The sequence below is a fragment of the uncultured Veillonella sp. genome (assembly GCF_900545795.1).
Taxonomy (GTDB): domain Bacteria; phylum Bacillota; class Negativicutes; order Veillonellales; family Veillonellaceae; genus Veillonella_A.
On sequence record NZ_URAR01000001.1, the window covers coordinates 222,541 to 238,135 of the forward strand.

A 15,595-nucleotide genomic window follows, 5' to 3' on the forward strand; every position below is an offset into this window, starting at 1 on the left:
TATCTACACTTACATATAATTTTGTATATACTCATCTATATATTGCCACAATTATAGCTACCTACAAAAAGTCTCTATTGTCTTATTATAGCGAATGTATTTATAAATTGTAAGTTAAATCATCTTACACATAGCACTTCTCCTAATATAAGTTTGTCATAAATTTTATTGTCAACTCATTGAGAATTCGGTATAGTTATATATATAACACTATTTTTTGTCATTTTCACAAATTTCTTACTATAAATACTAAGTATATACTTCTATAACTTAGCCAAAGGGGGCTATTCCATTGACTCTATTTCTGCATATTTTTTGGACCAGCGTTATTCCTATTCTGGCCCTAGTTGTAGTAGGCTTTTTCTTAGACAAAAAATTTAATTTAGACTTGCGCTCTTTAAGTAAGCTTAATTTTTTTATCTTATTACCTGCCTATGTATTTCGCTCACTCTATACGGCTCATTTAAATCATGAAAGTATAGAAATTGCCATCGCCGCCTTTGTCATTCTTTGTTCTAATGGCATCATGGCTTGGGGAGCCTCAAAATTCATGGGCTATGATCAAAAGAAAACACAAATTATAAAAAATGCTACCATGTTTAATAATGGCGGCAATATAGGCATTGCCATTGCCACCTTTGTATTTTCGAATATGCCTTATATTGTAGATGGAAAAACACCTTATCTAGATATTGGTATCGTGGCCGTAATAGGGACTTTTATTATTCAAACTATCTTTTGCAATACCCTTGGATTCTATCAAGCAGGCAGTGGCCTCTTAACACGCCATGATGCGTTACAGCTAGTCTTCCATATGCCAGTGCTATATGTAGCACCATTAGCACTTTTGCTTCGCTTGTTGCCATATGACTTAACAACATTTGTTCTCTGGTCACCAGTAAACATTTTCGCTAGTGCCTTCGTGGGCATGGCTATGATTACCTTAGGCGTGCAAATTAGCCGTACACCATACAATTTTTTCAAAAAGGATGTTATGGTGGCTACTACCTTGCGCCTAGTAGGAGGCCCATTGCTCAGTGCCTTTATTATGTTTTTATTTATCATCGGCTATGGCCCTGTTCATCCTGTAGCTGCTCAAGCTATTATCATTACCTACAGTGTACCGTCCGCAGTTAATACAGCCCTCATAGCTTTTGAAATGAGAAATAACCCAGAGCTAGCAACCCAAATCGTAATGGCCACTACAGTCTTATCGGCTATTACCCTTCCTCTAGCCATCATGTTTGCTTACTATATTTATCCTGTCTTTTAAAAAATACTAGTTATGTATTCAAAAATAAAAACAGCTCACCTACTTAAGTAGATGAGCTGTTTTTCAATCTTAAATTTTCGATAATTCCATGCTAAATTCAAATTACTCTCAAACTAACTTTAAATAATCCCCTAACTAAACTTAAATAACTCCCTAACTAAATTTAAATAATCCCCCAACTTAAAGAGGTCATACTCAAACTCCCCCACACATAATCATGAGTATATAAGGCATAGGGCGTCAAAGCGAGGGCCTCTATACTGCCAGGACCGAGTACAGCGCCCAAGCAGTAAAATAATGGTGCTAAATGATCGGGATGCTCCGCTGCTACCTTAGCTCCAGGGATAGCTTCCCAATGTAAGGCACCTAATAAATCATTGTCCTTAGTAGGATCTAATTTACGCAATAAAGACTCCTCAAATGCTTCTGCAGGAGGTAATGCTGTAGTACCCAAACTAGGGTTAATTAAGCGCAAATTATGGACAATATCGCCACTGCCTATAATTAGTACGCCTTCTTCACGCAGAGGACTTAGTAATTGCCCTAAAGCAAACCACTGCCGCGCATTAAGCTTATAATTAACGGACAATTGCACAACAGGAATCTGCGCTTCTGGATACATTTTTAATAAAGGCGCATATGCACCATGGTCATACCCTCGATTGTCTTGTAATACGACTTTATCTCCTAATAAATCTTTAACCCGATGAATGAGTGCTTTTGATGTAGGTGCACCATATTCTAATTCATAAATTGGATCTGGAAAGCCATACATATCATATATCATACTTGGCTCTTCATCACTTTGAAGTAACGTTTTATCAGTATACCAGTGGGCAGAAATCATTAAAATCGCCTTAGGCGTTGGAATCTTTTGAGCCATATCCTCCCAAGTTTTTGTCCACGGATTTTCTTCAATTAAATTCATTGGCGACCCATGCCCAATAAATACAACTGGCATTTTTTCCTTTGTTGACATACACAACACACCTCTTTTGTAATTAAATCAAAGTTATTCTATTGGCTTTACCATTATGTATCAATCAATTCATTGGCAAATATATTTAGCCTTTTAAATTTTACGATGTTAATTTTCAGGCCTTTAAATTTTTAATTTTATGTTTTTAGCTTTAATCTTTTATAATTTTCTAGTCTTTTAAATTTAAGTTATAAGCCTTTTATCTTATACACTAAGTTTTATTATTTTCTTCTTATTTTCAAATTATATCTTGTAACCCTCTTCTTGTAATATTTAAACTTACAAGTAAATCGTAACATAAAATTTACTAGAACGCAAGGCTGTGTGTCTATGAATCCTTGACGAATCATATCAAATTCGCTAGAATAACAAAGTAGACATGCTGGTATAGCTCAGTTGGTAGAGCAACGCATTCGTAATGCGTGGGTCGTAGGTTCAAATCCTATTATCAGCTCCATCGAAAACACTAGGTTTTATGGGTCTTTTCAAGGCTTATAGGCCTTTTTTATATCTAAAAATAACCGCTAGCATATGCCGATGGCATATATTTTTAAGCAAAATATGCCATTTTTATGCCATCGATTATGCCATCGTTAGAATTCTTTACTCAATCACAAAGTAATATAGCTATTTATTATCTTGTACTTTAATTCTTAAATGACCTATAAAGTATGGAGATAATTTATAAATTTATAAAAAGCAGTAGAAGTACTTTACTTCTACTGCTTTTCTCATTCTATTAAATTTTACTTACTGATTAATATTTCGGCTTTTTAGCAAATTGACGTGCTGTATAGAACAACTGGCTCACTTGTTTACCAGTATCATATTCTAGGGAATATTTGTGATTATATTTATCTACATACATTTCAACAGAATTGCCTCTGTGCCACAGAGAAACGTCCTTATATTCCCAACTAGTGCCATACACGAATTTTGCCTTAAAACGAATTGTACCGTCACGGTTCTGAATTACACTATCATCAATAATATAAATGTCAGCATTCGCTACATGAGCGCCCCATACATCTGTAGCACTAGCCTCTTGAGCACCAGCAACTAACAATAGGGCGGCCAAAGTCGCTCCTACGAAGAATTTTTTCATAAGAAAATCTCCCTTCTTACACATAGTTTGACTACTATAAAATAAAAACTCAACAAACTATGTAAAACGATTTACATAGTGTTTCAATTTATATTATGACATAGTAAATCAAATTATGTTTGCTAAATACGGCGCATATTGGTATGTATAAGAAACTTTATACTAAACCAAAGTAAAAAAGCCCCAGACTTATTTCTCTAAGTCTGAGGGCTTTAAATATGCAGCGAAGCACGCCAATATCTCAATAAAATATCGAAACACGACTAGCATACAATTATATTATTAAAACGCAACTAGAGTGTAAATATAGCATTATAAAGAAATCAGTAATGCATCTAATATTCAAAACTAGCTAATGTATAATGTAATATAAAACTTATACACAAATCACACATGCCTAGCAAAAAATCTTACAAATATAATTGCCAATTAATTAGCCTGCGCTTTTTCTACCATTTCACGCAATACATTTTCAAATTCTTCCACAGGCAAGGCACCTGGTAAGGCCACTTGATCATTGACTACAAAGAATGGCACTGCCTGAATACCGTAACGCGCTGCCAAGGCTTCTTCTGCTCGCACGTCTTCACCATAGGCCTCACCAGCTAACACAGACTTTACTTCCTCTTCCGGTATCCCTACTGCAACAGCAGCCTGTACTAGCACATCTGCATCAGACAATGATTTACTTTCTGTAAAATATGCCTTATATAAAATATCGCTCAAAGCCTCTGCTGTTTCAGGCGATTTTGATTGAGCTAATTTAGTTATGCGATGAGCATCGAAAGTATTACATTTTTTAGCTTTGTCATAATGGAAATCAAGGCCAATAGCCTGCCCCATTAAATTAATACCATTAATCTTGTCTTCCGCTGCTTCGCGTGAAATGCCATATTTCTCAGCAAAGAAATCAACCACAGCTACATCCATCACTTTAGGCGCTGTAGGATCTAATTCAAAAGCTTTCATAGTAACAGTAAAATCTGCCACACCTTTTAATTTTTGAATGGCCGCTTCTAAATGATTACGTCCAATATAACAAAATGGACAAGCATAATCTGACCAATAAATAATTTCCATATATAACTCCTTTCAAGATAATAACCTGAGGGGCTTTTCACGAACTAATCCTCCAGATTATTTCTCACATACTAATCCCCTGGGTTACCTCTTACGAAATAATCTCTCAGGTGACGTCTTACATACTAATCCCCTAACCTAAACGCTCATACCTTTGGCATAATTATTATACAATTCTCTATAATAGCCATCCTTGCTCAATAGTTCATCATGGGTCCCTTGTTCCACAATTCGACCATCATTGACTACAAGCAAGAAGTCCGCATCACGTATAGTAGACAATCGATGGGCAATTACAATGCCTGTGCGCCCCTTCAAGAGACTACTCATAGCCTTTTGCACTTCCACCTCTGTCCGCGTATCCACACTAGCCGTAGCTTCATCTAAAATAAGCACACTAGGATTCATCAAAAAAGCTCTCGCAATTGTAATCAATTGTCTTTGCCCTTGCGATAAATCATCGGCTCCATTTTTTAGTACTGTATCATAGCCCTGTGGTAAGGTACGAATAAAATGATCCGCCATTGCAAGCTTTGCAACCGCCACAATCTCTTCGCGACTAGCGTCTGGTTTGCCATAGGCAATATTATCCGCAATGGTACCCGTAAAAATCCAAGTATCTTGCAATACCATGCCCACCGTTTGATGCAAAGTCTTCCGACTTAAGGCTCGTATATCTACACCATCAATAGTAATCTTACCATGAGATATTTCATAAAATCTCATAATCAAGTTTACTAATGTGGTCTTACCTGCCCCTGTAGGGCCTACAATGGCCACTAAACTGCCAATCGGAATCGTAAAGTTTACCTTATCTAATAAAAGGCGATCTGGCGTATAGCCAAAGGACACATCTTCAAATGAAATAGCTCCTTTAGCGGCTTCACTCCATTCATGAGTGCCTCCATCCTCTTCTTCCTTCGTATCTAATATTTCATAAATACGTCCTAAAGCAGCTTGCGTTTCTTGGAACTTTGTTAAAATATACGAACTTCGCGAAATAGGATCACTCACTTGTGTTACATAGAGGAAGAACGCTTGAATATCCCCTAGTGAGATTTGCCCACGTAAAACTAATAAGCCCCCTTGGATCGCTACCAATACATAACCAATCTGATTCATAAAGCTTACTAAAGGCATGATAATTTGCCCCATGAAACCAGCTTTGCGCTCATAAGTAAAGAGCGTCTCATTAAGACCTGTTAGTTGTTTTGTCATGACAGACTCTAAACTAAATGCCTCTATAATTTGTTTGCCTGAAATAACTTCTTCTATACCACCATTAAATGCACCTAATGCTTCTTGATTTCGTAAATAAATGGTACGCGCTATACGAGATGTCAACCCGAGGCTAATAACCCCCACAACAATAATACCTACAATAATAGCCGCTAATTGTGGGCTAATTAGAACCATCATAGTGAGCGCCCCTATAATGCCTATAAAGGACGATATTAAGCCTGGAATCCCCTCGCGCAAAGTCTCTGCAATAGCATCTGCATCACTAGTGAGACGGCTCAACAAATCGCCTCGATTCTGACGATTCACATAAGACATAGGCAGATGATATAAATGCGTACTCACCCGTTGGCGTAAATTAAATACCATCGTTTCCGCCACATCAGCCATAATATATTCACCAATATAAGTGCATATTGCATGAGCTCCGTATAGAGCAATAAGCCCCAATATGAGGATATCCGCTTGGTCTATAATCGTACTAATATGAAAGCCTTCCTGCAAACCTTGCACAATAGCATCCATAAATAAGCCCAATAATCTTGGCGCCGTCATTTCAAATAAAGCAGCCCCAATAAGTACAATCACTAATACGATTAGCAAGCCCCATTGGCTGCGCGATTCATATAAAAATCGTTTAAATATACTCATAAGGACACCTCCTGTGAGGCCACGATTTGGCCATATACTTCACAAGTATGAAGCAATTCCTCATGGGTGCCATAGCCTACAGCACGGCCTTGATTGATAACTAGGATTCGATCAGCTTTTTGTGCAGCACTCACTTTTTGTTCAATGGAAATAAAGGCTCGCTCAGGATGTGCTGCTAACTCTTTTCCTATGGCTTGACGCACTTTTTGCTCTGTAGTGCCATCAAGGGCAGAAAAACTATCATCAAATACTAAAATATCCGGCTCTCGAACAAGCGCACGGGCCATGGCTAAACGCTGCCTTTGACCGCCAGACAAATTCGTCCCCCCTTGGGATAGGAGATGATTATATTGATCAGGTAATTTTAAAATAAACTCCTTAGCTCCAGCCAATTCGCAGGCATAATCTAAAGCCTCTAAACTAGCAGTCTTAGCTGTTGCTCCATAACCAATATTCTCAGCAATCGTGCCAGTAAATAGATACGCCTTTTGTGGTACATAGCCTACATGCTGACGAACAACTTCCAAATCTTGTTCATAAAGATTTTTATGAAATAGTTCGATTCGTCCTGACTCAATAGGAAATAAACCAATGATTAATTTGGCAATAGTGCTTTTCCCTGAACCAATATCGCCCATAATAGCCAGATGTTCTCCCTTAGAAAGGGTAAAGGACACCTGACTTAAGGCGGCCTCTTCTGCTTGATCATAACGGAAGGTTACAGCCTTAAATGCCAAGATGACATCTTCTGAAACACCGCCTTGCTTATATACTGCCCCATCACCTGCCATAGTATCTTGATTCACGCCTACACTACCTGTATGCGTCTCCTGCTTAAGTGATAAATGATTATGCTGAAGAATTTCTTGTATGCGGCGGTAACAAATCACTGCTTCTGGCACATCAAGCAACACAAATACAGCCATAAGAAGATTTAACAAAATAAGGGTTGCATACTCGATAACAGCCATGATATCACCCATTTGCAAGGAGCCAGCGCTAACATTATAGCCCCCAGCCCAAAGGATGACCACTGTACTCAAGTTAAAAATAATCAAAATACTTGGTAAGCCAATGGCATACGTACGATTGAGGCGTACATTGGCGTCCGCCATTCCAGCAAAAGCTGTATGCTCTCGATTGTTTTCATCTGTACTGCGATTAAATGCCCTTATAACAGACATACCTAGCATATGATCTCGCACTAAATCAGTAATATAGTCTAATTGTAATTGTACCCGTCGTACAATGGGCAACGCACGATTTTGAATCAGCGCCATAATACTTACCATAGTAATCATTATAACTAGAATGACAAAGCCTAATTCCGTGCTTTTATAGAAAGTTAGCCCTAGGCCTCCTACAATCATGATAGGCATAGGTAAAATAAGATTTATACCTTCAGCTAAAACAGATCGTATTTTCTCTACATCTCGCGTAGTGCGCATTAATAAGGTACCCGTACCAAATTGCGCATAGTCTGACAGCGAAAAGGTTTGCAATAACTGTACTAAATCCTGGCGCAAAGCAAAGCAAACACGCGATGCAATATGAGCACTCATATAAACCGCTAACAAAGATCCTATTACAGTCACTAAAGAGGCTAAGAGCATCTGTGTACTCAAACGTCCAATACTGTCTACATCACCTTGCAATACACCTTCATTAATAATATTAGCCGTTAAGGTAGGTACCACTAAGGCACTGGCCACATGAATTAAAGAGAGCAGCCCCACTAAACATATACTCCCCAATAGCGGCTTTATATACTTATACATAATATCCCTCAATATGTCCTTTCTGTTTTACATATATTTATAACTCAATATTGAATTTTATCTATGTACTTACTGTACTATCTTACCTTATAGAGGCACCTTTTACAACTTTCTTATTTTATAAGCATTTAATCCCCATTTCTTTTTAACCTGTTTTTACATACGCCATTCTTTTTATAATTCTATTTTTAATTATCTATTTCTCTTAATACCTCTTTTTCATGCGCATTTCTTTTGCTTTTTTACATAGGCATTTCTTTTTAAGCTTCATTACATATATAGTTTTTATGCTATATTGCCAACTGTCATAGTAAAAAAACAAAAAAGCTGAAGCCCTCTGCTGAGAACTTCAACTTTTTTGCATTTCATTAAACTAAGCAAGGATTATATATTACTCAAGCACATTCTGCTCATACAGACTTACAAACAAATGTAATCTTTTAATACAAACAAGATACTATGCTAGGTAATTCAATTAAAGTAATTGTTTAACTGCATTCGCTTTTACAGCTAGCACACGAGTTAAGAAAGGAAATTCTGTTTTCATTTCTTCAAAAACAGCGCCCCCTGTAATAAAAGAGGCTGTCCCTTCAATGCGGAACCCCGTGCCTTGGTAGCCATTGAAGCCTTCTACTTCACGAGCGCCTAGAGTAATAATAATGCGTTCGTTAACCTTTAAATCTGCCTCCGTACTGGTCATTCCTGCTGCAGGCAATAAAATAGTATCATCTTTTATCTTTAAATACGAATTCCATGTATTAGTTACATGCGCTTCATTATGACTCCAGGTAGTAAGAGAAACAACACCTTCATGAGAAATTACATCAAAAAACTTTTGTGGGAACATATTCATATCTCCTTATACATACTAGTAGTACCTTAATAAACGATACATACATTCTAAACATATGTTTACATTATACCACAGTTTAATGAGTAATAATATCAAAATTAGTATTCCTAAATTAACATGCCTAACTTAACGCGCCAGCTCATAAAAAAGTTTCGTATGATGAATGACGCGCTCATCTTTTACTGGTGCTTGATAATGACTTGGTGAACCACCTAGAGCGCTAGTAATACGCGTTTCATCTAAACCAGATGAGCTCAAAGAAAAATAAACTGGTATATAGTGCATTTGACCTGACCAAAATCCTAAATCTAGATCGGCTGTCTTATAGTCTTTATCAAAAAAGCCTAAATTCAAAATCCATACACCATTATATTCTCGTCGCTCTGGCGTCACTGTAATCACATCTTTATACTTTGCATCATACAAATAATGAGCCCCTCCAAAAACTTGTTCTTGGCGATGAATTACTAATGCGTAAAAACCATCAGAATTAGCTTTTTCAATACTGATTTTACCTAAAGGCCCTGTATACTTCTGCAAAATATCTGTAAGGAATTCATTTTTCTCTTTATCGTAAAAATCGAGCCAATTAGTTTTATGACGACCATTAATGCGCATCTTATCCCAATCAATGGAATCCCCACGCTTATTCACCGGCAATTCAATATCATCATTCTTGTAAACAGCTTTTACAATGGGGCCTCGCTCTGTATGTCCAGCAGCCCATTTAATCTCCTCTGGTTTTATTTCTATATTATCGTTTTCAATAGAGAAGATTTTATTGACTAGTGTTTCACCGGTATATTCTTCATATACCTCTGGCACCAATGAATTTTTCGCAATAGAGATTTGTTTATTACTTTCATGCGTGCGGTACCCCCAAAAGCCAGCTATACAGGCAATAATTACACTCATCACAATAATGGCAATTGGCCAAACTTTATTCTGTTTCATCAGAGCCCCTCCTTAATTCCGAATTAATCCAACGGATAAATTGCGCCGTTTTATATCAGCCATTAGGGAGTTAGCTTGATTCACTACTAGATTGGCCATGCGAATCGTAGCTGGATCACTGAGTTCTTGGTTATACTCTGGTGGTGATGTTATAGCTGTCGTTTTCATATCTTTAGCCTGAGCTACTCCATTCGCTACAGTATACGCAGTCTTAATCGTAATATAATCACCAATTGCTGAAGGCCGTATATATGCCCTATCTTTATTGTCATTTAAAGGATAATGCATATTACCCAAAGGGAATCGCAAGGAAAAAATGAGCTCATAATCACCAGCAGTAGGTGCTGTAAGGCGTACAAAATCTGATTTAAAATTGGTCAAATTACCATGCACAAAAGTCCAAGCTTTAGTAGGTCTATCAATAACAATGAGTCGAGAATATGCATAATCAGTAGATCGTGCTAACACAACTACACCATCTTCAGAAATATCAGATGTAGCCAATACGCGATAGCCACTGCCGCGCTCATCGAGTAGCTGCTGTGCTGCCACTACATTGTTTACCATTTGCGTAGGCGTCACTACGCCTTTGCCTTCACTCATAGGAACTACTTTCATATTAGGCGCCGTAACTGCATTGTCACCCATTTTAGCATAAGCAAAGCTAGCGATTAAGGAAACCACTACGATAGCTCCACCTATAATACTAGCTAAAGTTACAGCTTTTTTATTAGAACCACCACTAGGCGCGCCAGAGTTCATAGGTGACATATTAGGATTCATGGATTGTCCATTATCTTGTAAACTCATCATATTCCCCCTTTATTCGAAAAGAAACCTAGGCAAGTATATCACCTAGGTTTTTGATTTTATATTACCCTTACATGTATTCAAACAAATTGCTATTTATAAAAATCTATCTAAGCTTGAGGTGGTTGTACTACACGGTCCGGACCAAATTCATTAGGCCCTACCATGCCTGGTAAAACAAGAAGAACTAATTCGGCTAAGTATATAACACCAAGTGCAATTGTGAAGAATGTATCGGCACGGCTATCAAAGAGTGTTTCTAAGCCTACATTAGCAGAACAAGCTATAATCAAAATCATCAACGCCAACACACCAGTAATAGGCAATGCCGCCTTGCGAAGATCTTTTATATCTAGTAAACGTCTAAAACTTAAACATAAGAAAGAGGCCCCATACGCCATAGTGACTAAGAAGAATACAATTTGTCCACCGGTATCAAGATAGCCAAAGAATGGGTCTCCAAATAACTCTCGTACTAATAATTCAACAACCAAGTAAATAATTTCTATAATTAAGAGCCGCTTAAAATAACGCAACCGATTTAAGCGTCCTTTAAAGGAAAAGAAATTTTCTACAATCCCTACATCATTCATAGTTGGGCTATAAAACTGCATATTTTGAATATACTGATTCACAGCCTGCATACCTTCCTGTGCTAATTTTTGCCCATCTTGCACTAGCTTTTCACCGCTTTGCTGCAAATTGTTTAGTGTATCTTGTGCGCCCCCATTACTTTGAGTCCCCTGGTTATTTGCTGCACTGACATCAACGGGCGTGCCACAATTATTACAGAACTTACTCCCTGGTTCTAAGGCATTGCCACAATTAGAGCAAAACTTACTCATATTCATCCCCACCTTACCTACTAATAACTAACTATTTTGTTTTATCATACTTCAATCGAGCTCATTAGGATGTAAAAATGCACTCACTTCCACTTGAAGTGCTTCAGCTATATCAAGCAATAAATCTACCGATAAGCTCTGCCAATACTGGCCTCGTTCTATGCGACTCAATGTGCCACTACTTATGCCTATGCGCTCAGCTAACTCACTTTGTGTTAGCCCCCTCACTGATCGACAATAGGCAATTTTTGCCCCAATTAATCGATGAGCAGTCCCATGTTTAGCTTCCAATCAAACTCACCTCAAAAAATATACAATCATTTAGTAATATTATTACAGAAATTTGTATATCCAACCTAGGCGCAGTCTGCCGCAAACTAAACACATAGAGATTAGTTTCAGGCTCATTAAGTTCAGTCCATTACACTTGCCCTATCTTTTCATCCCCATACGGGGCTTTTCATTAAATATTTTAATGAAAACACCTATTTCAATACAGTATTGTCAACAACCACTGTATGTCCATTGGTATGAATATTACTATTCGTACGATCTTCATTGGCAAGTTTAGTTACATAGGAGTCAGCCGTTACATTCCAAGTTGAACCCTTTCCTATATATAGTTCTACAGACTTGGCTTCATTTCCTGCATTAATAGCGCCAGTTAATGTAGAGTTCTCTAATTTTACTTCAACCTTACTAGTACGATCCGCTACAATATGACCCGTTAAGTTTTCGCCCACAGCCTTCAAAACGAGTGCACTATTTCGCTTACTGTCCCATTGGCCTTGACTAACACTCACTAGAGTTTGACTCTTTGGCATAGCTATATCCACACCGGATAAATTCACTTGCGCCTTCGTGTTTTGCACCGTAATAAGAGCGCCTGTTCCCTTCATTACAAGCGAGCCACCATCTATAGTGAGTTTACTAGTTCCTGATTTAGCTAAACCTAAATCACTTTGATAGAGAACCACACCAGATTCACCTTGAAAACGACTGTTTTTAAGCTGTACTTCACTAGCCCCCTCGAGCATGAGTATTTCACTTTGGGATTGTCCCACTACATCAATTAAGTTCATTTCATCAGTGCTATATAGTAAAGGCGATACAGCCCCTGTAGTCACTAAATTCATTTGACTTATCTTAAGTGTGCCTTCCTCTCGGTCAATTGCTAAGGCCGGGGAGTATTTGCCAGCCGTCTGAATAGATCCACCCTTCATGGTCACCGCCCCTTTATAGGCCACGTTAATGCCACGAGAATACATGCCATCAGTCTTAATTTGAACTGATTCACCTTTTATCTGAGCTTCCTTCCCACTAGCAACAAGGCCACTAGCCCCAGTACCAGATGTAGTTATACTGGTGTTCTTTAATTCAGCCTTACTATAAGGAGCTACTAAGACGGCCGCATTCTGACCTCGCCCTAAGCTTTTCTCCAAAGAAGAAGCTTCACCAGTTTTTACAATCGTTGCGCCTTTTAGCGTAGCTTTCCCTTTTTTCTGGACCAATACTACATTTTTATCTGAATCAGAATTTGTCAGCCTTTTCTTTAAAGTTTGGCTTCCATTCACTACTTTAGTGGCTTTAAATTTATAATTAGAGTCCACCTTCTTACCATTTTTTACATCCTTATCTGAATCCTTTACAAGGCCTAAAATTTTGCCAGCCATTTTTAATGGATTTAGACTAATGGAAGGTAAAGATGGCACTGGTAATACTTTAGCAACCACAATCTCGCTCAGGCCATATGCTTGAATCGATGTAGTGAATACAGAGCTACTTCCCAATAAAGCAAGCAAAATACCACTTACCAACACGCGTTGTCTTAATTTTTTATTTAATCTCATAGGATACCTCTCATCATGAATCAATATCCCCTATTTTATCAAGAAACGCCTCTTAGGAATAGTCAAGTTATACAAATTTAATAATAAATCAAGTTTTATTATGTCATAATTGCTTTTTTACCATGCGCCTAAATACAGTCAATTTTGTCATACATAAAACCAAAATTTGCACAAATGGTATTTCTACTCCCTAGCATTTTATTACAGTCTATATTTCTACTTTTTAGCAATATAGATTGACGCGATTATTAGCCAAAACACAAGCTAACACAAAAAGCTCTTCTCGAAGTCATCCTTCGAAAAGAGCTTTAATAGTAAGATATTATAAATAAATATTACCGCCAGGTCCTAATGGTAAATCAAATAGCATCCATACAACAATCATAATGAGCCAAACTATGGTAAAACAGAAAGAATATGGCATCATATTAGCTATAATTGTCCCCATGCCTGCATCTTTTTCATATTTTCTCACAAAGCCTAGTACTAATGGGAAATAATAGAACAATGGAGACAGTGGATTCGTAATAGAGTCACCAATGCGATACGCCACTTGTGTCAACGCTGGGTCATAACCTAGCATCATCATCATAGGTACCATAATAGGTGCTAGAATAGCCCATTTAGCAGAGGCAGAGCCAATGAAAATATTAACAACACAAGATACTAAAATTAAACCTATAATAAGAGGAATTCCAGTGAAATCCCAAGCTTGCAAAGTTTCTGCCCCTTTAACCGCTAGCACAGCACCTAAATTAGACCAGTTAAAATAACTCGTAAATTGTGCACAGAAGAAGCATAGCAAAATATAGGATGAAATATCTTTAAACGCCAAGGATATATCAGCAAACATATCTTTATCATTCTTATATTTCCCTGATGCAAAACCGAAAACACAGCCTGGCACAAAAAGAATCAATGTTACGAGTATGATAATCCCCTGCATGAATGGTGATTTGCCATCCATAATAGAACCTGTTTCAGGGTCCCCTAAAATTGGTTTATCGCCAATACAAAGTAATACAATAACTGCTAATGTAATAAATAAAGCCCAAAGTGCTTTTGTAACAGCCTTACTTTTTTCTGGTGTTAATTCAAAAGCTTCATGATCCAACTCATAGTTCTCTAAATTATCATTTGAAAAACGAGGGGCCATAATTTTTTCTGTTACAAAAGTCCCCGTAATACTTAAGAAAATACAAGAAGCAAAGAGGAAATAATAATTTATTGCCGGCGAAGCCATATAATTAGGGTCTACAATATGAGCCGCCGCTTCTGTAAAGCCATAGGCTAAAGAATCTGACATGCCCAATAATATATTGGCACAAAAACCTGCTGCCACACTGGCAAAGGCGGTAAATACACCTAATAATGGATTTCGTCCCATGCCCAAGAAAATAGCACCAGCCACTGGTGGCAATACGACAAAGGCTGCATCGCCAGCCACATTACCATTAATACCAATGAAAATAATAACAAATGTAACCATCGCCTTTGAGGCATCACCTAACATTTTTTGCATAAAGGCCGATAGAAAACCACTTTTCTCAGCCAAGCCAGCACCGATTACAGCCACTAGCACCATGGCTAAAGGAGCAAAGGTGGAAAAATTACTTACAGCTTTTGACCAGATTTCGCGGAAGCCATCTACCGATAAAAGATTTACAACTTTAATCGTTTTATGTGTCCCTGGATGAACAACTTCAACTCCTAAATTCGCCATAATAGCAGAAATAACAATGGTCACTAAGGCAAGAATAATAAATAAAGATACAGGATCTGGTAATTTATTCCCCACCGTTTCTACACCACTTAAAAATAACTCCATAATCGTTTTTTTATTTTTTACTTCAGATTTTGCCATACTTCTCCCTCCTCGTGCTTTTACAGACTATATATCTGATATATCGCCAAATAAATCATTATATGTCTACAAAAAATAAGGAATCTAATCAAACTACTGTACTTCTATACAATTGGTACCTTTTTTGATTAGATTCCTCATTGAATCAATATTATTTTTTAATAAGTATTTATACATATTTCTATAGAATACATATTAACATTCTTTTCAAGTCTATGTCAAGAAAACATTTGTATATAAAAATAAAAAGCAGGTAGTGGCATAACTACCTGCTTTAATACTAAGAAAGGAAATTACTTATAGCTCCTTATATA

The 15,595-nt window shown here is 37.4% G+C and carries 13 protein-coding genes and 1 tRNA gene; 2 read left to right on the forward strand and 12 right to left on the reverse strand.

Features of this window, described 5'->3' with window-relative positions:
- Positions 1–292: 292 nt before the first annotated feature.
- Entirely contained in the window at positions 293–1,273 is a 981-nt protein-coding gene (locus tag QZR90_RS00890) for an AEC family transporter (protein ID WP_295787747.1), read from the forward strand.
- Positions 1,274–1,436: 163 nt separating this feature from the next.
- Here QZR90_RS00890 and QZR90_RS00895 read toward each other — a convergent pair whose 3' ends face one another.
- Positions 1,437–2,252, reverse strand: coding sequence for a class III extradiol ring-cleavage dioxygenase (locus QZR90_RS00895; RefSeq protein ID WP_295787749.1), 816 nt, complete (start codon positions 2,250–2,252; stop codon positions 1,437–1,439).
- Between the two features lie 381 nt (positions 2,253–2,633).
- Between QZR90_RS00895 and QZR90_RS00900 the strand changes: the two genes are divergently transcribed.
- Positions 2,634–2,709: transfer RNA gene (locus tag QZR90_RS00900), tRNA-Thr, on the forward strand.
- Positions 2,710–3,009: 300 nt separating this feature from the next.
- Here the strand turns inward: QZR90_RS00900 and QZR90_RS00905 are convergent.
- The 11 genes from QZR90_RS00905 to QZR90_RS00955 all read right to left on the reverse strand — a co-directional run bounded on the left by QZR90_RS00905 (position 3,010) and on the right by QZR90_RS00955 (position 15,281).
- Positions 3,010–3,357: a hypothetical protein gene (locus tag QZR90_RS00905; RefSeq protein ID WP_295787751.1), complete on the reverse strand. Its 348-nt coding sequence runs from the start codon at positions 3,355–3,357 to the stop codon at positions 3,010–3,012.
- A 429-nt stretch (positions 3,358–3,786) separates the two neighbouring features.
- A complete protein-coding gene (locus QZR90_RS00910; protein WP_295787752.1) occupies positions 3,787–4,437 on the reverse strand; it encodes a DsbA family oxidoreductase in 651 nt (216 codons plus the stop codon).
- A gap of 138 nt (positions 4,438–4,575) precedes the next feature.
- Complete coding sequence (locus tag QZR90_RS00915; RefSeq protein ID WP_295787754.1) at positions 4,576–6,327, reverse strand: ABC transporter ATP-binding protein; 1,752 nt, start codon at positions 6,325–6,327, stop codon at positions 4,576–4,578.
- A complete protein-coding gene (locus QZR90_RS00920; RefSeq protein WP_307984879.1) occupies positions 6,324–8,063 on the reverse strand; it encodes an ABC transporter ATP-binding protein in 1,740 nt (579 codons plus the stop codon). The genes QZR90_RS00915 and QZR90_RS00920 overlap by 4 nt, the downstream gene beginning before the upstream one ends.
- A gap of 517 nt (positions 8,064–8,580) precedes the next feature.
- Positions 8,581–8,952, reverse strand: a complete 372-nt coding sequence (locus tag QZR90_RS00925) for a pyridoxamine 5'-phosphate oxidase family protein (protein WP_295787757.1) — start codon at positions 8,950–8,952, stop codon at positions 8,581–8,583.
- 132 nt (positions 8,953–9,084) lie between these two features.
- Complete coding sequence (locus QZR90_RS00930) at positions 9,085–9,912, reverse strand: hypothetical protein (protein ID WP_295787759.1); 828 nt, start codon at positions 9,910–9,912, stop codon at positions 9,085–9,087.
- A gap of 12 nt (positions 9,913–9,924) precedes the next feature.
- The gene (locus QZR90_RS00935; protein ID WP_295787760.1) at positions 9,925–10,722 is read right to left on the reverse strand and encodes a hypothetical protein; all 798 of its coding nucleotides are present in this window, start codon (positions 10,720–10,722) and stop codon (positions 9,925–9,927) included.
- 110 nt (positions 10,723–10,832) lie between these two features.
- On the reverse strand, positions 10,833–11,567 hold the full coding sequence (locus QZR90_RS00940) for a DUF805 domain-containing protein (RefSeq protein WP_295787762.1): 735 nt from the start codon (positions 11,565–11,567) through the stop codon (positions 10,833–10,835).
- Positions 11,568–11,618: 51 nt separating this feature from the next.
- On the reverse strand, positions 11,619–11,858 hold the full coding sequence (locus QZR90_RS00945; RefSeq protein WP_295787765.1) for a helix-turn-helix domain-containing protein: 240 nt from the start codon (positions 11,856–11,858) through the stop codon (positions 11,619–11,621).
- Positions 11,859–12,792: 934 nt separating this feature from the next.
- Entirely contained in the window at positions 12,793–12,840 is a 48-nt protein-coding gene (locus tag QZR90_RS09390; protein ID WP_366208656.1) for a hypothetical protein, read from the reverse strand.
- An 899-nt stretch (positions 12,841–13,739) separates the two neighbouring features.
- Positions 13,740–15,281, reverse strand: coding sequence for an AbgT family transporter (locus tag QZR90_RS00955; protein ID WP_295787769.1), 1,542 nt, complete (start codon positions 15,279–15,281; stop codon positions 13,740–13,742).
- Positions 15,282–15,595: the final 314 nt, after the last annotated feature.

Bases quoted from the DNA above. Each gene is read 5' to 3' on its own strand.
- QZR90_RS00895 (WP_295787749.1), bottom strand. From the start codon at position 2,252: ATGTCAACAAAGGAAAAAATGCCAGTTGTATTTATTGGGCATGGGTCG.
- QZR90_RS00905 (WP_295787751.1), bottom strand. From the start codon at position 3,357: ATGAAAAAATTCTTCGTAGGAGCGACTTTGGCCGCCCTATTGTTAGTT.
- QZR90_RS00910 (WP_295787752.1), bottom strand. From the start codon at position 4,437: ATGGAAATTATTTATTGGTCAGATTATGCTTGTCCATTTTGTTATATT.
- QZR90_RS00915 (WP_295787754.1), bottom strand. From the start codon at position 6,327: ATGAGTATATTTAAACGATTTTTATATGAATCGCGCAGCCAATGGGGC.
- QZR90_RS00925 (WP_295787757.1), bottom strand. From the start codon at position 8,952: ATGTTCCCACAAAAGTTTTTTGATGTAATTTCTCATGAAGGTGTTGTT.
- QZR90_RS00930 (WP_295787759.1), bottom strand. From the start codon at position 9,912: ATGAAACAGAATAAAGTTTGGCCAATTGCCATTATTGTGATGAGTGTA.
- QZR90_RS00935 (WP_295787760.1), bottom strand. From the start codon at position 10,722: ATGAGTTTACAAGATAATGGACAATCCATGAATCCTAATATGTCACCT.
- QZR90_RS00940 (WP_295787762.1), bottom strand. From the start codon at position 11,567: ATGAGTAAGTTTTGCTCTAATTGTGGCAATGCCTTAGAACCAGGGAGT.
- QZR90_RS00955 (WP_295787769.1), bottom strand. From the start codon at position 15,281: ATGGCAAAATCTGAAGTAAAAAATAAAAAAACGATTATGGAGTTATTT.